We start from the raw sequence: 19,093 nt of genomic DNA on the forward strand, positions 1-19,093 counted from the left end.
CGCGCCCGGCGCGCCTCCACGGCGACGAGGCCTCGCCGGGCGAATGTGGGTGCGTGCCCCTGGACTTCACCGCGATCGACTTCGAGACGGCGAACTCCTCGAGCGCGTCCGCGTGCGCCGTGGGCCTTGCCCGCGTGCGCGGCGGGCGCGTCGTCGCCACGGCCGGCTGGCTGATCCGGCCCCCGGCCGGCCACGACCGCTTCTTCGAGATCAACATGGGGATCCACGGCATCCGCCCCGAGGACGTCGTCGGCGCCGCCGACTGGTCGACGCAGCTGGCCGACCTCGTCGCCTTCGCCGGCGACGACATCCTCGTCGCCCACAACGCGGGTTTCGACATGACGGTGCTCCGGCGGGCATGCGAGGTCACCGGCGACGCCTACCCGGCCTACCGCTACCTCTGCAGCCTCCAGGTGGCGCGCAAGACCTACGAGCTCGACTCCTACCGGCTCCCCGTCGTGGCCGCCGCCGCGGGTCACCTCGACTTCGCCCACCACGATGCGGCTGCCGACGCCCTGGCCTGCGCGCACATCGTCATCGACGCCGCGGCCCGCAACGGCGTCCAGGACGCCGTGGAGCTCGCGATGCTGCTGGGACTGCGGATCCCGCAGATCCCGCTCCCCGCTGAGACTCCCGTCCCGCAGCGCCCGGTCCCGCAGCACCCCGTGCAGGCCGGCGCCGCCGTCGCCTGACGGGGCGCCTCCGGGCCGATGTCGGGGGTGTGCGGCATCCTTCCCCCATGGATGTCGTCTTCGTCACCGCGACCGCGGTCGTCTGCCTGCTGGCCGGACTCCTCGCGGGATGGTTCGCCGGCGCGGCCCGTGCCGCCGAGCGCGCCGCCTCCGCACGCGCCGCGCTGGGGGCGCGCCTTGCCGCAGCCGAGGCGGAGCGGGGCGCGCTGACCGCCCAGCTCGATCAGCAGCGCTCCCTCACCCGCGAGATGGCCGCGCAGGCTCGCGCCGACCAGGCGGCCCGAGACGAACGGGAGCGGCGCGAGCAGCAGGTGCTGCGCGCGCTGACGCCCGTCCAGGAGTCGCTGCAGAGCATGCAGCTCAAGGTCGACGAGCTCGAGCGCGACCGTCGCCTGCAGTACGGCGCGATCGCCGAGCAGCTGCGCCGCGCGCACGAGGAGAGCGAGACCCTGCGCAGCACGACGGAATCGCTGGCGGGGGCGTTGCGGTCCAACTCGGCCCGCGGCGTGTGGGGCGAGACGCAGCTGCGGCGCATCGTCGAGTCCGCGGGGCTGACGCGCTACGTGGACTTCGACACGCAGTCCTCGATCCTGACCGAGGCCGGGGCCGGTCGACCCGACCTCGTCGTGCGCCTCCCCGGCGACAAGGCTCTCGCCGTCGATGCGAAGGTGCCCCTCGACGCCTACCTCGAAGCCAGCGCGATCCCCGTGACCGCCACCGGGGAGGAGGGGGCTCGTCGCAAGACGCTGCTGGAGCGCCACGTCAAGGCGGTGAGGGCGCACGTCGACGCGCTGGCGAAGAAGTCGTACTGGGCGGGACTGCCCTCGAGCCCCGAGTTCGTCGTCTGCTTCATCCCGAGCGAGTCGCTGCTTGCGGCGGCGCTCGAGGAGGACCCGTCGCTGCTGGACTACGCGTTCGGGCGACGAGTCGCCCTCGCCTCGCCGGTCAACCTGTGGGCGGTGCTGAAGACCGTGGCGTACACGTGGACGCAGCAAGACGTCTCCGACGAGGCCCGCACGCTGTTCGACCTCGGCAACGAGCTCTACCACCGCCTGGGCGGACTGGCCCGCCACACCGACGACCTGCGGCGAGCGATCGAGCGCACCGTCGCCAGCTACAACCGCTTCGCGGGCGCCCTCGAATCACGCGTGCTCGTCAGCGCACGGCGGTTCCCGGGCATCGACGAGACCAAGCTCGACGCCGTCGCGGCACCGCAGCCGATCGAGGCCGCTCCGCGCCCGCTGACCGCGGCCGAACTGATCGCTCCCGAACTCGGCGCCGACGTGGGCGATCTGCGGGACCGCCTCTGACGCGCAGGGATCAGCCGCCGGGGAGCAGGCTCATGGCGCTGACGACCGCGACCGAGACGGCCACGAACGCGCCGATCATCCACCAGGCGCTCACCTGATGCCCCTCGGGGGCGCGGCGGCGCAGCAGCACGTCGGGACGGCGAGCGGGGTCGAGGGGAACCGCGATCTGACCGGTCTTCGGACTGTTGGTTGCTGCGGACATCGATGACTCCAAGCTGTGTGGACGGCGACGTGTCGCCGGTGACACCGCGGTCCATTCTGCCAGACGCGGTCACACCCGAGAGGTGTCGCCACGCGCGGGACCGTCTCGATCAGGTCACGGGCGTGCGCAGCGGACGATCACAGCCACTTCGACGTCAGGTGCTCCGAGGAGATCCGGCGGAGCGTTCCCGAGGCGCCCCGCAGCACCACCGACTCCGTGTAGATGAAGTCGCCGTCGCGACGGACCCCCGCCACCAGCTCGCCGTTGGTGACGCCGGTCGCCACGAAGATGGTGTTCTTGCCCCGGACCATCTCATCGGCCTCGTAGACGTGGTCGTCGAGCTTCAGTCCCGCATCGATCCCGCGCTGCTTCTCGTCGTCGTCGCGCGGCCAGAGCCTTCCCTGGATGTGTCCGCCGAGCGCCTTGATCGCGCAGGCGGTCACGATGCCCTCGGGGCTGCCCCCGATGCCGATGCACATGTCGGTACGGGCATTGTGGCGTGCCGCGTTGATGCCGCCGGCGACGTCGCCGTCGCTCATGAGCCGCGTTCCGGCGCCGGCCTCGCGGATCTCCTCGATGAGCCGTGCGTGGCGCGGGCGGTTCAGCACGGACACCACCATCTCGTCGACCGGCTTGCCGAGCGCCTTCGCCAGGCGGTGCACGTTCTCGGCGACGGGCAGGCGGATGTCGACGACGCCGACGCCGGCCGGTCCGGTGACGATCTTGTCCATGTAGAAGACAGAGGAGGCGTCCAGCATCGCGCCCCGGTCGGCGACGGCGAGCACGGACAGCGCGTTGTTGCGTCCTTCGGCGGTGAGCGTCGTGCCGTCGATCGGGTCGACCGCGATGTCGCACTGCGGACCACGACCTGTTCCCACGTGCTCCCCGTTGAAGAGCATCGGCGCGTTGTCCTTCTCGCCCTCCCCGATCACGATGACGCCGTCGAAGTTGACGGTGGAGAGGAAGGCGCGCATGGCGTCGACCGCGGCACCGTCGGCGAGCTCCTTCTGCCCCCGCCCGATGAACGGCACGGAGCGGATCGCGGCCGCCTCGGTGGCCCGGACGAGCTCGAGGGCCAGGTTGCGGTCGGGATGCAGCGGGCTCATATCCGCGGTCAGACTCACCATGGCGTCAGACTACGCGCCTCACGTACCCGCCGTGAGGACTTTCGCCCTGATTCGCACGAAGGAATCGCGTTTCTTTCCGCCCGGGCACAGACAGCCGGAGCGGGCCGTTTTCCCGGTCGGCCACCACGCGGCGTGCGCCCCGCTTCGCTAGGCTGACCGTTGGAATCACCGCCGCACAGACACATCGCTAGGAGCTGTCATGCCCGTCGCCACCCCTGAGCAATACGCAGAGATGCTGGACCGCGCGAAGGCCGGTGGATTCGCCTACCCGGCGATCAACGCCGCCAGCTCCCAGTCGGTCAACGCCGTCCTCCAGGGCCTCACCGAGGCCGGTTCGGACGGCATCCTCCAGGTCACCACGGGTGGCGCCGACTACTTCGCCGGCCACACCGTGAAGGCCCGCGCCACCGGCGCCCTCGCCTTCGCCGCCTACGTCCACGAGGTGGCCAAGAGCTACCCGATCACCGTCGCGCTGCACACCGACCACTGCCCCAAGCCGGCGCTGGAGGACTTCCTCCTCCCCCTCATCGCCGAGTCGGAGAAGGTCGTCGCCGCGGGCGGTCGGCCGATCTTCCAGTCGCACATGTGGGACGGCTCCGCCGTTCCCCTCGACGAGAACATCGAGATCGCCAAGGAGCTCCTGCCCCGCCTGAAGGCCATCAACGCGATCCTCGAGGTCGAGATCGGCGTCGTCGGCGGCGAGGAGGACGGCGTCAAGCACGAGGGGTCCAACGAGGCCCTCTACACGACCACGGCCGACGTCGCCAAGGCCGTCGAGGCGCTCGGCCTCGGCGAGCAGGGCCGCTGGATCGCCGCCCTCACCTTCGGCAACGTGCACGGCGTGTACAAGCCGGGCAACGTGAAGCTGCGGCCCGAGCTGCTCGGCGAGATCCAGGAGGGCATCGCCGCCCGGTTCGGCACCGGACCGAAGCCGCTCGACCTCGTGTTCCACGGCGGCTCCGGCTCGACCGACGAGGAGATCGCCCTGGCCGTCGCCAACGGCGTCGTCAAGATGAACATCGACACCGACACCCAGTACGCGTTCACGCGCTCGGTCGCCGGCTTCATGTTCAAGAACTACGACGGCGTCCTGAAGGTCGACGGCGAGGTCGGCAACAAGAAGGCCTACGACCCGCGCGCCTGGGGCAAGGTCGCCGAGACGGCCATGGCGGCCCGTGTCGTCGAGGCCACCCAGCAGCTCGGCTCGTACGGCAAGTCGACCTCCTGATCGCACCTCGCGCCCACGCGGATGCCGCGACCCGCTCCCAGGGTCGCGGCATCCGTCGTTCCGGCGCCGGACGATCAGCGGGCGCCCGGGAGGAGGCCCGGCCGCTCACTGAGCGCTCGGGAGGGCGATCAGTAGGAGGCGCCGAGCAGCAGGTCGCGCGGGTAGAGCAGCTTGGCGACGCCGTCGACCTTGACGCCGAGGTGAAGGTGCGGACCGGTGGAGCATCCCGTCGAGCCGACCTCGCCGATCTTCTGGCCGGCCTTGACGGTCTGCCCGTTCTTCACCGAGAAGGCGCTGAGGTGCGCGTAGGTGAGGACGAACTCCGTGCCGTCGATGGTGGTCTTCACCAGCACTTGCTTCTGACGCGTGTTGTTCGGCGCCCAGGACGGGCAGCCCGAGGTGATCCAGATCTCCTGGACGGTCACGGTGCCGCCGCGCATCGCGTACACGGGCGTCCCCGTTCTGGCGGCGAAGTCGTCGCCGGAGTGGCCCGAGTACGTCGTCATCGTCGCCGAGGGCCGGATGGGGAAGGCCCAGCCGTACTTCCCCGGAACGCCCGAGCCTGCCGCGCTCGCGTCCGAGTAGGCGGGAAGCTTCTTTCCGGTCCAGGTCGACAGTCCGTCCACCTCGACCAGCCGCAGCTGGCCGTTGTCGTCGAGGGTGAGCCCCGCGACCGCGTAACCGTTCGTCCCGGAGCCCCATGCGGCTCGCCCGTCCCTGGTCGAGTAGACCGCGAGCGCACCGTCCTCGCGCAGGAGCAGGACGGGTGCTGCGGTGCCCGTGGTCCTGGTCGTCCGCAGCGGCGTGCCGCTCCGGCTGAGGACCACGTTCCCATCGCCCTGCACGGTGAAGCGGTAGGTGCCGTTGGGTGAGGCGATGTAGGTCCCCGCGCGCATCGGGATACCGGGGCGCAGGACGTTGCCGAGCGACCACGAGGCGGTCCGCTTGACCGACGTGCGGGTGACGGTGAGGTAGCCGCTCTTGGTGGCGGTGACCGTCACGGTCACCGCCCTGCCTGCGGCCCATTCCGGAACCCGCCAGGTGGAGGAGGTCGCGCCCGCGACCACGGCCCCGTCGACCCGCCACTGGTAGCCGAGATTCGGAGTCGGGCTCCACGTCCCGATGACCGCGGTGAGCGTGCGCCCGGCTGCCACACTGCCGCTCACGGTGGGCGTGGGGGCACTCGTGAAGGCCCATTTCACATCGACGGTCGCGCTGGTGCGCGACACCGACGTGTACCCCGATTTCGATCCGCCGATCCGCACCGACACCTCGTGACCGGCGTCGGCGGCGACGAGCTTGTAGGTCTTGGCGGTCGCGCCGGGGATCGAGGCTCCATCCCGGAGCCACTGGTATCGCAGCGTGACCGGCGACGGACCCCAGGTGCCCGGCGACGCGGTGAGCGTGGAGCCGACAGCGGGGGTCCCGCTCAGCGCCACGCGCGACGGAACGGTCAGCACGCGCGGAACCGTGACCGCGGCGCTCGAGCGGGTGACGCTCGTGTATCCCGTCTTCACGCCCTTGAGCCGGACCGAGACGGCCTTTCCGGCGTCGGCGCTCGTGAGCTTGTACGACGCCGCGGTGGCGCCTGCGATGGCGCTTCCGGCCCGGTACCACTGGTACGTGAGAGCCACCGGCGACGGACCCCACGCCTCGTGGGTCGCCGTCACCGTGCGGCCGACGGCCACCGTGCCGGTGATGACGGGAGCGGGAGACGCCGTGAACGCACGGAGGATCGTCCGACCCGAACTGGTGGCGCTGGTCGTCACGTAGCCGGTGCGCGACGCGGTGACCCGCACCGACAGCACCTGGTCCGCGTCGGCGGCGGTGGCGACGTAGGTCGCCGACGTGGCCCCGGCGATCGCGCTCCCGCCGCGCAGCCACTGGTAGCGGAACGTCGACGGCGTGGGCGACCAGGTCCCGCGCACGGCGGTGAGAGTGCGGCCCACCGTCGTGGTGCCCGAGACGGTCGGTGTGCCGACCGTGGTGAAGCGCTTGCTCGGGGCCGGGGTCGGAGTCGGGGTCGGCGTCGGCGTCGCGACCGCGGTGGCGGTGGGCGTGGGCGTCTGCGCACCGGCCGGGAGCATGTGCGAGGCAGCGCTCGCGGGCAGCACCGTCAGGGCGCCGGCGGCGATCAGCGCGAGGCCGGCGAAGGTCGCGAGGGCGCGACGAGGGAGGGCACGTGAAATCACAGGCTCCCTCCCGGGGGGTGTCGGGGCGTACGCCGAGGCGCAGCGTCACCGTATCAGACGACCGGGTGGATGCAGCAGGGGCGTGCGGAGTGGCGCGCAGGACTCCGGTCCGCGGCCGTGCCCCGTCATCCGCTGCGCAGCACGCCCTCGATCACTGCGGGGTCGCTCATGAGCGGCACGCTCAGACAGATGCTGACGACGATGAAGGAGACGACCGCACCGACCAGGGCGATCCACCACGACAGCCGGCCGCGCATGATCGCGCGCCACGACAGCAGGGCGGTGACGATCCACCCGACGGCGAAGAGGACGGCAGCCGTGGTGCCCCAGGCGCGGCCCTCTGCGACAGCGGTGAAATCGGCGTCGATCCCCGCCATCCGCATCCACAGCTCGGCGAAGGCGGCGTAGTCGATGAGCTGCGGGATCGTCGTGACGACGGTGAAGAGACCGTAGGCCAGGAGCGCGATCGTCACGAAGCGGTCGCGCCGTCGCGGGTTCGCCGCCGCGGCCGCGGCCTCGGGAGCAGGGGTCGACGCGACCGACGGGGGCGGCACGGCCACCGGCAGAACCTGGGCGTCGCCCGCCGGGACCGCACCCTGCGGCCCTCCGGAGCGGCGGATGATCTCCTGCTGCTCCTCGGGCGTCGCGTACTCGCCGTACTGCGGCGCCGGGCGCGGGGTGTCGGTCACGTGCGGTCCTGTCCGGCCGCCGCGGGCCCTCCCGCCGCCCTCCCGCCGAGCGCCCGCTCGTCGCGGCGTCCACTGGAGTCCTGGCGCAGCTCCTTCGGGAGGGAGAACAGCAGATCCTCCTCCGCGGTGCGCACCTCCTCGACGTCGCGGTAGCCGGCGCCGGCGAGCTCGGAGAGGACCTCTCGCACGAGGACCTCGGGCACCGAGGCGCCGGAGGTCACACCGACGGTCTCGACGTCGTCGAGCCACTCCTGCTGGATCTCGTGGGCGTAGTCCACGCGGTACGCGGCCTTCGCCCCGTACTCGAGCGCGACCTCGACGAGGCGCACGCTGTTGGAGGAGTTCGCCGATCCGACGACGATCACCAGATCGGCGTCCTTGGCGACCTTCTTGATCGCGACCTGACGGTTCTGGGTGGCGTAGCAGATGTCGTCCGAGGGCGGGTCCTGCAGGTTCGGGAACCGCTCGCGGAGGCGGCGCACCGTCTCCATGGTCTCGTCGACCGAGAGCGTCGTCTGCGAGAGCCACACGACCTTGTCGGGATCCTTGACGACGACCGTGGCCGCCTCGTCGGGCGAGTTGACGACGGTGACGTGGTCGGGCGCCTCGCCGGCGGTGCCCTCGACCTCCTCGTGGCCCTCGTGGCCGATCAGGAGGATCTCGTAGTCGCTGCGGGCGAAGCGCACCGCCTCGCGGTGCACCTTCGTGACCAGCGGGCACGTCGCGTCGATGGCGTGCAGTCCCCGGTCGGCCGCGGCCGACACGACGGCGGGCGAGACCCCGTGCGCACTGAAGACGACGTTCGCGCCGGGCGGCACCTCGTCGACCTCCTCGACGAAGACGGCCCCCTGGGCCTCGAGCTCGGTCACGACATGGATGTTGTGCACGATCTGCTTGCGCACGTACACCGGCGCCCCGTAGCGCTCCAGCGCCTTCTCGACGGCGATGACGGCCCGGTCGACACCGGCGCAGTAGCCGCGCGGCGCGGCCAGCAGCACCCGCTTCTGTCCGGAGACCGGGTTATCCTGGAGCCGCCCTCGCGGCCCCGGTACGCGGGGCAGGGGCAGCTGGACGACGGATGTGCTCACACCCCGAGTCTACGAGGCGCAGCATGACAGTGGCCTGAGCGGCGGGATCGTGCCGGGCCGACCGATCCGCGACGCCGCACGGCGGCCGGGGCGCATCACCCGGGGCGCAGCGCAGGAGGAGGACACGTGACGTCGTTCGAGACGGTGGAGGGCCAGACGCCGCCGCCCGACTCCGTGCATCCCCGGGAGTCCTCCCCGCAGGCCCCGACCTCCGTCTCGCGGCTGAACGAGACCATCCGCGATTTCGTGCAGCGGTGGAACTCGGTGTGGGTCGAGGGCGAGGTCACCTCGTGGAACGTGCGCGGCGGGCACGTCTTCGGACGTCTGAAGGACGCCGCGAGCGATGCGGCCATCTCGTTCCGGCTGTGGTCGTCCACCCTCCAGCGGCTGCCGGAGAAGATCGCCGTCGGCGACCGGGTCGTGGCCTGCGTCAAGCCCGACTACTTCGTCAAGAGCGGCGACTTCACGTTCACCGTGTCGTCGATGCGTCACACCGGACTGGGCGACCATCTCGAGCGGCTGGAGCGCCTCCGCTCCCAGCTGCGCGCCGAGGGGCTCTTCGACCCGGCGCGCAAGCGTCCGATCCCGTTCCTCCCGCACGTCGTCGGCCTCATCACGGGCGAGCGCAGCGACGCCGAGAAGGACGTGCACCGCAACGCGGAGCTGCGCTGGCCGCAGGTGCGCTTCCGGACGATCCATGCCGCCGTGCAGGGCGACCGGTGCGTCCCCGAGACGATCGCCGCCCTCTCGGCGCTCGACGCCGATCCCGAGGTCGACGTGATCGTGATCGCACGCGGCGGGGGCGACCCGCAGACCCTCCTCGGGTTCAGCGACGAGCGCCTCCTGCGCGCCGTGGCGGCCGCGGCCACGCCCGTCGTCTCGGCGATCGGCCACGAGAACGACCACCCGCTCCTCGACGACGTCGCCGATCTGCGCGCCTCGACCCCCACCGACGCGGCGAAGAAGGTCGTGCCCGATGTCGCCGAGCAGCGCGCCCTGGTGCAGCAGCTGCGCAGCCGCGCCCGAAGCCGGCTCACCCAGCGCCTCGGCCACGACATCGCCCAGCTGGAGCAGCTGCGCTCGCGTCCCGTGCTCCGCGATCCCGAGTCGCTGCTGACCGGGCGGGCGCAGGAGGTGTGGACCCTGCAGTCGCGGGGACGCGACATCGTCCGCCGGCGGATGGACGCCGCCGCCACGGCCACCGCCGAGCTCCGCGCCGCGCTCCGGGCCCTCTCCCCCGGCGCGACGCTCGCCCGCGGGTACGCGATCGCGCACGTCGGCGAGGGCGTCATCGTGCGCGACGCCTCCCAGGCGCCCGCGGGGACAGACGTGGTCGTGACCGTCGCCCGGGGCTCGTTCCTCGCGCGCTCGGACGGCGAGCTGGCTGCGGACCCGGGCACGGCGGCCGCCGAGGCCGGGGGCACGTCCGCCGAGGACCGTAGGATGGAACCATGACGAGTGACGGCACCGCCGACATCGCCGGCCTGTCCTTCGAGCAGGCCCGCGACGAGCTCGTCCGCGTCGTCGCCGAGCTCGAGCAGGGTGCGCCCACCCTCGAGGACTCCCTCACGCTGTGGACCCGCGGCGAGGCCCTCGCCGCCCGCTGCGAGGAGTGGCTGCTCGGAGCCAAGCGCCGGCTCGACGCCGCCCGCTCGGTCGACGCGGAGTCGTGATGGCCTCCGGTCCTCGGATCGTCGCCGAGCTGGGTCGCCCCGAGACTCCCGACGAGACGGCAGCCCGTAAGGCGGAATCCTCCCGCGTCTACCGCTCGAGTCAGACGTTCCGCAACCTCATCGCCGCCCTCATCGCCACCGTCGCGGTGGTCGCGGTCGTCTACTTCGGCGTGCCGCGCGGCACGCCCCCGCAGCAGCCGCCGGTGGACGTCTCGGCGGCCGCCGCCGAGGTGTCCGCATCGCTGGGCCGCACCGTGATCGTGCCGGAGACCCCCGGATCGTGGCGGGCCAACGCCGCCCGGGTCGAGGACGGCGCGTGGACGGTCGTGTACGCGCCCCGGACCGGGTTCGTGCGGATCGCGCAGGGATTCGACGCGCCGGACACCTGGACGTCGACGCTCCTCGGCGGATTCGCTCCGACCGGGGCGACCAGCGTCGACGGGATCGAGTGGGACGTCTACGACCTACCCGGCGACGACGGCATCCGCTACGCGCTGACCACCGACGCCGGTCCCGACACGATCGTCGTCTACGGCTCGATGTCCGCCGAGACCGCCGAGACGGCGGCTTCCGGGCTCACCGCACAGATCCGCGCCCTGCGAGAGGAGACACCGTGACCGACGCACGCCCCACCCCGACGACCGTCTGGAACGAGATGCGACGCGGCAACGCGCGCTTCGTCGCGGGTGAGCCCCGCCACCCGCGACAGGACGTCGAGCGACGCCATGAGCTGGAGAGCGCCCAGAAGCCGCGCGCCGTCCTCTTCGGCTGCTCCGACTCCCGCCTGGCCGCCGAGATCATCTTCGACAAGGGCCTCGGCGATCTGTTCGTCGTCCGCAACGCCGGCCAGGTGGTCTCGGACTCGGCGATCGCCAGCATCGAGTACGCCGTGGCGGTGCTCGACGTGTCGCTGATCATCGTGCTCGCGCACGACCAGTGCGGCGCGGTGCGCGCGGCGATCGACTCCACCGCCCTGGACGCGCCCGAACTGCCTCCGCACATCTGGCGCCTCATCGCGAAGATCGTGCCCGCCGTCAAGCGCGTGCTGCGCACCGACCCGGACGCGACGCCCGAGTCGGTGGACGCCGAGGCCGTCGGCGCCGAGCACCTCCGGGGCACGGTGGACGAGCTGCTGGCCTCGTCCCGCCTCATCGCCGACGCGGTGGCCGAGGGCCGTCTCGCCATCGTCGGCGCGAACTACCGGCTCGGCGAGGGCACCGCCGTGCCGCAGGTCAGCGTCGGCATCGACGCCTGAGCGCACATCAGACACCCACCAGGAAACGAGGACGTGACCGACATGACAGAGACCGACTACCGCATCGAGCACGACACGATGGGTGAAGTCCGCGTGCCCAGGGACGCGCTGTACGCGGCGCAGACCCAGCGCGCGGTCGAGAACTTCCCGATCTCGGGCACCGGCCTGGAGTCGACGCAGATCGCGGCCCTCGCCCGGATCAAGAAGGCCGCCGCGCTCGCCAACAAGGAGCTCGGCACCCTCGACGCCGCGATCGCCGAGGCCATCGCCTGGGCCGCCGACGAGGTCGTCACCGGCCGGTACGACGCGCAGTTCCCGGTGGACACCTACCAGACCGGGTCGGGCACGTCCTCGAACATGAACATGAACGAGGTGCTGGCCACCCTGGCGACCCGGCACCTCGGCTCCCCCGTCCACCCCAACGACCACGTCAACGCATCGCAGTCGTCCAACGACGTGTTCCCGACGTCCGTGCACATCGCGGTCACCCAGGCGCTCATCGACGACCTGATCCCGGCGCTGGACCACCTCGCGGTGGCGCTGGAGGCCAAGGCCGAGCTGTGGAAGGACGCCGTCAAGTCGGGGCGCACCCACCTGATGGACGCGACGCCGGTGACCCTCGGCCAGGAGTTCGGCGGGTACGCGCGTCAGATCCGCCTGGGCATCGAGCGCGTGCAGGCGGTGCTCCCGCGTGTGGGCGAGGTGCCCCTGGGCGGCACCGCGGTCGGCACGGGCATCAACACGCCCCTGGGCTTCCCGCAGAAGGTGATCGCCCTGCTGCAGGCGGAGACGGAGCTGCCGATCACCGAGGCGAAGGACCATTTCGAGGCGCAGGCCAACCGCGACGGCCTCGTCGAGGCCTCCGGCGCGCTGCGGACCATCGCGGTGTCGCTGACCAAGATCAACAACGACATCCGCTGGATGGGCTCCGGGCCCAACACCGGCCTGGGAGAGCTCCACATCCCCGACCTGCAGCCGGGCTCGTCGATCATGCCCGGCAAGGTCAACCCGGTGGTGCCGGAGGCCACGCTCATGGTGTGCGCGCGGGTGATCGGCAACGACGCCACCGTGGCGTGGGCGGGCGCGTCGGGCTCGTTCGAGCTCAACGTCGCGATCCCCGTCATGGGGACCGCGCTGCTCGAGTCGATCCGCCTGCTCTCCAACGCGATGCGGGTGCTCGCCGACAAGACCATCGACGGCCTCGAGGCCAACCTCGACCGGGCTGCCGCATACGCGGGGATGTCGCCCTCGATCGTGACGCCCCTCAACAAGCTGATCGGCTACGAGGCGGCGGCGAAGATCGCCAAGCACTCCGTCGCCAAGGGCATCACGGTGCGCGAGGCCGTCATCGATCTCGGGTACGTCGAGCGCGGCGAGCTGACCGAGGCGCAGCTCGACGAGAAACTCGACCCCCTGTCGATGACCCACGCGGGTTGATAATCGGAGAGTGAACCGCGCGACATCCGTGCACTCCCGGCGCACACGAACTCTGGGGCTCCTCGTCGCCGTCGTGGCGGCCGGCTTCGCGCTGGCCGCGCTCGGTGTCGTCCTCGTGCACGTCGTCACCGAGCAGCCCCTGCCCTGGGCGACCATCCCCGTTTACACGACGCTGACCCTGGCCACCCTCGTGGTCGTGGGCGTCGTGGGATGGACCATCCTCCCGTCGGCTCCCGCGGAGCGGGTGGCCAACGACCAGGAGGAGACGGCGTACGAGGCCCAGCGGAGACTGCTCGACGACGTGCGCCATGAGCTCAAGACGCCGATCACGATCGTGCGCGGCCACCTCGAGGTGATGGACCCCAACGATCCGTCCGACGCTGCGGCGATCCGCGACCTCGGCATGGCGGAGCTGGACCGGATGACGCGCCTCATCGGCGACATCGATCTGCTGGCGGCCGTGGAGACCGACAAGTTCACGATGTCCGAGGTCGATCTGGGTCTGCTGACCCAGCGCGTCGGCGAGCTGGTGACGGTGATCCCCGACCATGCGTGGAGCGTCGAGCAGGCTGCGGACACCGTGATCCGCGGTGACGGCGACCGCCTGCTCCAGGCGTGGCTGCAGCTGGCCGACAACGCGGCGAAGTACACGCCCGCCGGCAGCGCGATCGAGGTCGGCAGCGCCGTGCACGCCGGCGGCGTGCAGCTGTGGGTGCGCGATCACGGTCCGGGGATCGCCCCGGCGATGCGGCACCGCATCTTCCGGCGCTTCGACCGGGGCACCGGCAAGCGGTCGGTCGGCGGCTCCGGGCTCGGGCTGGCCATCGTCGACGCGATCGCCAAGGCGCATCGCGGCCACTGCACGATCGCCGACACCGCCGGCGGCGGCGCGACGTTCACCCTCGAGATCCCCTTCGGCACGAAGGCCACCGTCCCCTCGCCGGTCCGCGCCGGCGACGTCCTGATGCAACGAGAGGCCACCGGATGACACGTATCCTCGTCGTCGACGACGAACCCCACATCGTCTCGCTGGTGACGCGCAGTCTCCACGCCGACGGCTACGAGACCGTCGTCGCCGAGGACGGCGCGGAGGCGCTGGAGCGCGCTCTCGAACCGGACATCGCGCTGGTCGTGCTGGACGTGGGACTGCCGTCGATGGACGGGTTCGAGGTGCTCCGTCACCTGCGGGCGCGCGGCAGCGCGATCCCCGTCATCATGCTCACCGCCCGCAGCGGCACCAGCGACACGATCGAGGGACTCGACGCCGGCGCGAGCGACTACGTCGCGAAGCCCTTCGCGGTCGCGGAGCTGCTCGCGAGGGTCCGCTCCCGCCTGCGCGAGTCCGCGACCGCGCCGGTGCTGCTCACCCGCGGGGATGTGACCCTCGACGTGCTCGCGCGCCGCGTCACCGTCGCCGATCGCGAGGTGGACCTCTCCGCACGGGAGTTCGCCCTCGCCGAGCAGTTCCTCCGCCACCCCGGCGAGGTCCTCACGCGCGAGGTGCTGCTGAGCCGGGTGTGGGGCATGGACTTCGATCCGGGCTCGAACGTCGTCGACGTGTACGTCCGCTACCTGCGGGCGAAGCTCGGCCCCGACAACATCGCCACCGTCCGTGGCGAGGGCTATCGCTGGGACTGAGGCGTGCCGCTCCCCGATCGCGACACGCTGGTCGCCTACCCGGCCGGCGACGTGTCCTCCACCGGCACGGTGCTCCACGTCGAGCGCCTCGCCGACGGCCGCTCCGCGGTGGTGCTCGATCGCACCGCCCTCCACCCCGTGGACACCGCGTGGCCCGATCAGCCCGCCGACCGCGCCGCCCTGCGCTGGGGTGACGACGAGCGCGTCGTGCAGGACGGCGTGACCGGCGGCATCCACCAGGGCGTCCTGCACCTCGGCGCCGACCTCCCGGTGCGAAACGGCACCGAGGGGTGGACGTTCGTGGTCGCCCACGTGATCGAGGGCGCACCGCCCGCCGTCGGGACGACCGTCGAGGTCGAGGTCGACGCCGCGTACCGGCGCTCCCTCTCGGCGGGGCACACCGGCTGCCACCTGGCATCCCTCGCCCTCGACGCCGCCCTCGCTGCGGCCTGGTCCAAGCCGGTCGCGCTCGACGCACTCGGCCACCCCGCCTTCGATCAGCTCGCCATCCAGCGCTCGCAGATCGTTCCGGACGGGTCACTCGACACCTACCGCGTGGGCAGATCGCTGCGCCGCAAGGGTTTCGATCCCGCCGCCCTCGACGATCCCGGCGCCGTCGCCGAGCGGGCGAACGCCCTGCTGACGACGTGGGTCACGGCGGGCGGCGACGTGCGGATCGAGCGCACCGACGACGCGCTGTCCGCCCGGCGCCGCTGGGTGTGCGCGCTGCCCGACGGCCCGGTCTCGATCCCGTGCGGCGGGACCCACGTGGAGTCGCTCTCCGCGCTCGGGAGCGTCACCGTCGCCCTGACGACGCGTCCGGTGGACGGCGGCCTCGAACTCGAGATGCGCACGCAGGTCACGCCGGCCCGCTGACACGAGCGCTCACCGCCCCGCGCCGCCGACCCGCCGGTTCGCCGTCGAGAGCACGGATGGTGCCCGCGCTCTCGACGGCGAGGACGGTCGTCTCGCGCCGCGGGGATCTGGGAGCGGTCAGCTCAGCTCGCCCTGCTCCAGCAGGTCGGTGACCAGCGCGGCGATCGCCGAGCGCTCCGAGCGGACCAGGGTGACGTGGCCGAACAGGTCGTGCCCCTTGAGCGTCTCGATCACGCTCGCGACGCCGTCGTGCCGCCCGACGCGCAGGTTGTCGCGCTGCCCCACGTCGTGGGTGAGCACGACGCGCGAATTCTGCCCCATGCGGCTCAGCACCGTCAGCAGCACGTTGCGCTCGAGGGACTGGGCCTCGTCGACGATCACGAACGCGTCGTGGAGCGAGCGGCCGCGGATGTGGGTGAGCGGCATCACCTCGAGCATGCCGCGCTCGACGACCTCCTCCAGCACGTTGCCCGAGACCACGGAGCCGAGCGTGTCGAAGACCGCCTGGCCCCACGGGTTCATCTTCTCGGCCTGATCGCCGGGCAGATATCCGAGCTCCTGCCCGCCGACGGCGAACAGCGGACGGAAGACGATGATCTTCTTCTGCTGCTGGCGCTCGAGCACCGACTCGAGGCCGGCGCACAGTGCGAGCGCGGACTTGCCCGTCCCGGCCCGGCCGCCGAGCGAGACGATGCCCACCTCGGGGTCGAGGAGGAGGTCGATGGCGATGCGCTGCTCGGCGGAGCGGCCGTGGAGCCCGAAGACGTCGCGGTCGCCGCGCACCAGACGGTACTCGCCGTCGCCGGTCACCCGGCCGAGCGCCGAGCCGCGCTCCGAGTGGATCACGAGGCCGGTGTTCACGGGAAGGCCGCGGACGTCCTCGCTGAGTGCGACCTCGGTCTCGTAGAGGTCGCTGACCTCGTCGCCGGAGATGTCGATCGAGGCGATGCCGGTCCATCCCGAGTCCACCGCCTGCTCGGCGAGGTACTCCTCGGCGTGCAGGCCGAGCGAGGCCGCCTTGACGCGCATGGGAAGGTCCTTGGAGACCACCGTGACCTCGTGGCCCTCCTGCGCCAGATGCATGGCCACGGAGAGGATGCGGGTGTCGTTGTCGCCGAGTCGCATGCCGGCGGGAAGGACCGAGGGGTCCGTGTTGGTGAGCTCGACGCGCAGCGTGCCGCCGTCTCCGACGGCGACCGGGAAGTCCAGCCGCCCGTGCTCGACGCGCAGTTCGTCGAGGTGACGCAGCGCCTGGCGGGCGAAGTAGCCGATCTCGGGATCGTTGCGCTTGCCCTCGAGCTCGGTGATCACGACCACCGGGACGACCACCGAATGCTCGGCGAATCGGAAGAACGCCCTCGGATCGCTCAGCAGCACCGACGTGTCCAGGATGTATGTGCGCAGATCCTGACCTGCGGCGGTGTCCTCGCCGGTGCTGATGCGGCGCTGCTGCTCTGGTGCTCGTGTGGTCACAACCCACTCCCGCCCCGGGTGATGATCACCCGGCAGTTACGAGTCGACCAGGGGCCACGAGTCAGTGGATGGCCGACTCGAACGGGCGCCTTGCCCGATGTGATGACGGTACGTCGCGCGGCCCCGGCGCGACGCATGCGACACGCCCTCGCCAGATGTCCGGCACGTTAACTCTCGACGGCGGGCGCCGGGACGACGAGGCGATGGCTGGACACCTCCGCGAGCGCGTCGCCGAACAGCTGCAGGCTGTCGGCGGCGGTGCCGGCGTGGGCGCTCACGCGGATCGTGCCGCCCCGGGCAGTGGCGGTCACCCCGTGGTTGGCCAGGGCCGCGGCCAGCGCGCCCGCGTCCTGGGGATCGGGCGACAGCGCGACGATGCCCGCGTGGGAGTCGCGGGGAGTGAGCACGGGCATGCCGTAGCGGTCCGCGAGCGCCATCATGTGCCGGGCCCGGTCCCGCACCGCCTCGGCGATGCGGCCCACCCCGACGTCGCGGATCTCGCGGACGGCGGTCGCCAGTCGCGCCGCGGCGAGCGCGTCGATCCCCGACACGGCGAACGCCGCGGCGCCGGGCGCCGGGGCGGGCACGCCGGGTGCGCCGATCTCGCCGTCCATGCCGGCGAAGCCCGACAGCACGGGCTCGATCCGCTCCCGTGCACGGGGGGTGAAGCGCGCGAAGCCCGTGCCGCGACCGGCGCGGAGCCACTTGTAGCCGTTCCCGCAGACGACGTCAGCGGCTGCGTAGTCGGCGTCGACCACCCCGAAGCCCTGGATCGCGTCGACGATCAGCAGACGATCGCCGATCACGTCCCGGAGTGCCGCGAGGTCGGCGACGAAGCCGGTGCGGTAGTCCACGAGGCTCACCGCCACCGCGGTCACGTCGTCGTCGAGCGCGTCGCGGACGGCCTCGGGCGTCACGAACGTGCCGGGAGCAGGCAGGTCGCGCACGCGGAGGCGGCCGAGCGCGTCCTGCGCGCGCCGTGCGGTCACCGGAAGGGCGGGGAACTCCGCGGCGGAGACCAGCACCTCGCCGCTCAGGCCGAACATCGCGTGCATGAGGCCGTAGGAGGTCGACGGCTGAAGGGTGACCTCGTCGGGTGCCGACCCGAGCAGCTCGGCGAGCAGGGCGCGCGCCTCGTCCGCGCGCTCGGCGACGAGGCCGATGCCCGAGCGGCGCCCCGCGCCGAGGAGCTCCGCGTCGGCGGCCGACTCGGCCTGGACGGCCGGCGACAGCGGCCCGAACGCCGCCCAGTCGAGGTATCCGGGTTCCTCGTCGAAGCTCTCGAGATACGACTCCAGCTCGATCACCCCTCCAGTCTGGCACGGCCCGTCCGGTGCCGCCGCGCCCGGCACGGCACGGCCGCGGCCGGGACGGCGACCGATCAGCCGCCGAAGCGCCGGTCGCGCGTCGCGTAGTCGCGGATCGCCCGCAGGAAGTCCACCTCGCGCAGGTCGGGTCCGAGCGCCTCCACGAAGTAGAACTCCGAATGAGCCGACTGCCAGAGCAGGAAGTCGCTCAGACGCTGTTCGCCGGACGTGCGGATGACGAGGTCGGGGTCGGCCTGCCCGCCCGTGTACAGGTGCTCGCCGATCTGCTCCGGCGTGAGGCTGGCCGCCAGCTCCTCCAGCGAGCCGCCGCGCTCCTGGTGCTTGGCGATGATGCGGCGCACCGCGTCGACGATCTCGCCGCGTCCGCCGTAGGCGACGGCGAGGTTCACGTGCAGCCCGGTGTTTCCGGCCGTCCGCTCCTCCGCCGTCCGCAGGGCGCGCGCCAGGTCGGCCGGGAGGAGGTCTGCCCGGCCGACGTGCTGCACGCGCCACTGGGGCTCGTGGGAGATCGCATCGGCGAGTTCGGCGATGATCTCGATGAGGTCGGCGAGCTCGCGCGAGTCGCGCTTGGTCAGGTTGTCGGTGGACAGCAGGTACAGCGACACGACGCGGATGCCGAGGTCGTCGCACCAGCGCAGGAACTCGCGCATCTTGGCGGCGCCGGCGCGGTGGCCGTGCGCCACGGTCGGGAATCCGGCCTGCCGCGCCCACCGCCGGTTGCCGTCGATCATCATCGCGATGTGATGCGGCACGACCTGTGCGTCGAGCTGACGCTTCAGCCGGGAGCTGTACAGCCGATAGAGCAGCCCCCTGCCCTCCGCCGTGCCTTTCGCCGTCACGCGTCTACGCTACCGCCCGACGGCGTGAGCCGTATGTGCGGCGCGG

Annotated in this window: 19 protein-coding genes; 11 read left to right on the forward strand and 8 right to left on the reverse strand. The window is 72.0% G+C overall.

From position 1 onward, the window contains the following. The first annotated feature begins 53 nt into the window (after positions 1-53). On the forward strand, positions 54-692 hold the full coding sequence (locus ACPWUT_RS08785) for an exonuclease domain-containing protein (protein ID WP_284527601.1): 639 nt from the start codon (positions 54-56) through the stop codon (positions 690-692). 47 nt (positions 693-739) lie between these two features. Beyond that, positions 740-2,002 carry a DNA recombination protein RmuC gene (locus ACPWUT_RS08790; RefSeq protein WP_284527602.1) on the forward strand — a complete coding sequence of 421 codons (1,263 nt, stop codon included), beginning with the start codon at positions 740-742 and terminating at the stop codon, positions 2,000-2,002. A 10-nt stretch (positions 2,003-2,012) separates the two neighbouring features. On the opposite strand, the gene ACPWUT_RS08795 is transcribed toward ACPWUT_RS08790, so the two are convergent. Both ACPWUT_RS08795 and glpX read right to left on the reverse strand, forming a co-directional pair. Further along, entirely contained in the window at positions 2,013-2,204 is a 192-nt protein-coding gene (locus tag ACPWUT_RS08795) for a UDP-N-acetylmuramyl pentapeptide phosphotransferase (protein ID WP_284527603.1), read from the reverse strand. A gap of 137 nt (positions 2,205-2,341) precedes the next feature. Continuing rightward, positions 2,342-3,331: a class II fructose-bisphosphatase gene (gene glpX, locus ACPWUT_RS08800; protein WP_284527604.1), complete on the reverse strand. Its 990-nt coding sequence runs from the start codon at positions 3,329-3,331 to the stop codon at positions 2,342-2,344. Positions 3,332-3,530: 199 nt separating this feature from the next. Between glpX and fbaA the strand changes: the two genes are divergently transcribed. Continuing rightward, positions 3,531-4,559, forward strand: a complete 1,029-nt coding sequence (gene fbaA / locus ACPWUT_RS08805; RefSeq protein WP_284527605.1) for a class II fructose-bisphosphate aldolase — start codon at positions 3,531-3,533, stop codon at positions 4,557-4,559. A gap of 128 nt (positions 4,560-4,687) precedes the next feature. Here fbaA and ACPWUT_RS08810 read toward each other — a convergent pair whose 3' ends face one another. From ACPWUT_RS08810 to ACPWUT_RS08820, 3 genes are all read right to left on the reverse strand, one after another. Beyond that, positions 4,688-6,751, reverse strand: a complete 2,064-nt coding sequence (locus ACPWUT_RS08810) for a peptidoglycan DD-metalloendopeptidase family protein (RefSeq protein ID WP_425836626.1) — start codon at positions 6,749-6,751, stop codon at positions 4,688-4,690. 125 nt (positions 6,752-6,876) lie between these two features. Beyond that, positions 6,877-7,440, reverse strand: a complete 564-nt coding sequence (locus ACPWUT_RS08815) for a DUF6264 family protein (RefSeq protein WP_425836629.1) — start codon at positions 7,438-7,440, stop codon at positions 6,877-6,879. Beyond that, a complete protein-coding gene (locus tag ACPWUT_RS08820) occupies positions 7,437-8,501 on the reverse strand; it encodes a 4-hydroxy-3-methylbut-2-enyl diphosphate reductase (protein WP_425842234.1) in 1,065 nt (354 codons plus the stop codon). Before ACPWUT_RS08820 ends, ACPWUT_RS08815 begins: the two co-directional genes overlap by 4 nt. A gap of 153 nt (positions 8,502-8,654) precedes the next feature. Between ACPWUT_RS08820 and xseA the strand changes: the two genes are divergently transcribed. The 8 genes from xseA to ACPWUT_RS08860 are packed head-to-tail and all read left to right on the forward strand — an operon-like array spanning position 8,655 to position 15,407. Continuing rightward, positions 8,655-9,983: an exodeoxyribonuclease VII large subunit gene (gene xseA, locus ACPWUT_RS08825; protein ID WP_425836632.1), complete on the forward strand. Its 1,329-nt coding sequence runs from the start codon at positions 8,655-8,657 to the stop codon at positions 9,981-9,983. Next, on the forward strand, positions 9,980-10,201 hold the full coding sequence (locus ACPWUT_RS08830) for an exodeoxyribonuclease VII small subunit (protein WP_284527610.1): 222 nt from the start codon (positions 9,980-9,982) through the stop codon (positions 10,199-10,201). Before xseA ends, ACPWUT_RS08830 begins: the two co-directional genes overlap by 4 nt. Then, positions 10,201-10,818, forward strand: a complete 618-nt coding sequence (locus ACPWUT_RS08835; protein WP_425836635.1) for a DUF4245 family protein — start codon at positions 10,201-10,203, stop codon at positions 10,816-10,818. Before ACPWUT_RS08830 ends, ACPWUT_RS08835 begins: the two co-directional genes overlap by 1 nt. A 38-nt stretch (positions 10,819-10,856) precedes the next feature. Further along, a complete protein-coding gene (locus ACPWUT_RS08840) occupies positions 10,857-11,456 on the forward strand; it encodes a carbonic anhydrase (protein WP_284528017.1) in 600 nt (199 codons plus the stop codon). A gap of 42 nt (positions 11,457-11,498) precedes the next feature. Then, positions 11,499-12,893, forward strand: coding sequence for a class II fumarate hydratase (locus ACPWUT_RS08845; RefSeq protein WP_425842237.1), 1,395 nt, complete (start codon positions 11,499-11,501; stop codon positions 12,891-12,893). A 10-nt stretch (positions 12,894-12,903) separates the two neighbouring features. Further along, positions 12,904-13,881, forward strand: coding sequence for a sensor histidine kinase (locus tag ACPWUT_RS08850; protein ID WP_284527612.1), 978 nt, complete (start codon positions 12,904-12,906; stop codon positions 13,879-13,881). Continuing rightward, positions 13,878-14,531, forward strand: a complete 654-nt coding sequence (locus ACPWUT_RS08855) for a response regulator transcription factor (RefSeq protein ID WP_284527613.1) — start codon at positions 13,878-13,880, stop codon at positions 14,529-14,531. The genes ACPWUT_RS08850 and ACPWUT_RS08855 overlap by 4 nt, the downstream gene beginning before the upstream one ends. 3 nt (positions 14,532-14,534) lie before the next feature. Continuing rightward, a complete protein-coding gene (locus ACPWUT_RS08860) occupies positions 14,535-15,407 on the forward strand; it encodes a metal-dependent hydrolase (protein ID WP_425836639.1) in 873 nt (290 codons plus the stop codon). Between the two features lie 117 nt (positions 15,408-15,524). On the opposite strand, the gene ACPWUT_RS08865 is transcribed toward ACPWUT_RS08860, so the two are convergent. The 3 genes from ACPWUT_RS08865 to ACPWUT_RS08875 form a co-directional block, all read right to left on the reverse strand. Beyond that, on the reverse strand, positions 15,525-16,880 hold the full coding sequence (locus ACPWUT_RS08865) for a PhoH family protein (RefSeq protein ID WP_425836642.1): 1,356 nt from the start codon (positions 16,878-16,880) through the stop codon (positions 15,525-15,527). Between the two features lie 167 nt (positions 16,881-17,047). Continuing rightward, positions 17,048-18,187: an aminotransferase class V-fold PLP-dependent enzyme gene (locus ACPWUT_RS08870; RefSeq protein ID WP_425836645.1), complete on the reverse strand. Its 1,140-nt coding sequence runs from the start codon at positions 18,185-18,187 to the stop codon at positions 17,048-17,050. A 74-nt stretch (positions 18,188-18,261) separates the two neighbouring features. After that, entirely contained in the window at positions 18,262-19,047 is a 786-nt protein-coding gene (locus ACPWUT_RS08875; RefSeq protein WP_284527616.1) for an isoprenyl transferase, read from the reverse strand. Between the last annotated feature and the right edge of the window lie 46 nt (positions 19,048-19,093).

Source organism: Microbacterium sp. PA5, from assembly GCF_049860775.1.
GTDB lineage: Bacteria > Actinomycetota > Actinomycetes > Actinomycetales > Microbacteriaceae > Microbacterium.

Excerpts from the sequence above, each read along its gene's own strand:
- fbaA (WP_284527605.1), top strand. The coding sequence starts at position 3,531 with ATGCCCGTCGCCACCCCTGAGCAATACGCAGAGATGCTGGACCGCGCG.
- ACPWUT_RS08795 (WP_284527603.1), bottom strand. The coding sequence starts at position 2,204 with ATGTCCGCAGCAACCAACAGTCCGAAGACCGGTCAGATCGCGGTTCCC.
- ACPWUT_RS08835 (WP_425836635.1), top strand. The coding sequence starts at position 10,201 with ATGGCCTCCGGTCCTCGGATCGTCGCCGAGCTGGGTCGCCCCGAGACT.
- ACPWUT_RS08790 (WP_284527602.1), top strand. The coding sequence starts at position 740 with ATGGATGTCGTCTTCGTCACCGCGACCGCGGTCGTCTGCCTGCTGGCC.
- ACPWUT_RS08840 (WP_284528017.1), top strand. The coding sequence starts at position 10,857 with ATGCGACGCGGCAACGCGCGCTTCGTCGCGGGTGAGCCCCGCCACCCG.
- ACPWUT_RS08830 (WP_284527610.1), top strand. The coding sequence starts at position 9,980 with ATGACGAGTGACGGCACCGCCGACATCGCCGGCCTGTCCTTCGAGCAG.
- glpX (WP_284527604.1), bottom strand. The coding sequence starts at position 3,331 with ATGGTGAGTCTGACCGCGGATATGAGCCCGCTGCATCCCGACCGCAAC.
- ACPWUT_RS08855 (WP_284527613.1), top strand. The coding sequence starts at position 13,878 with ATGACACGTATCCTCGTCGTCGACGACGAACCCCACATCGTCTCGCTG.
- ACPWUT_RS08845 (WP_425842237.1), top strand. The coding sequence starts at position 11,499 with ATGACAGAGACCGACTACCGCATCGAGCACGACACGATGGGTGAAGTC.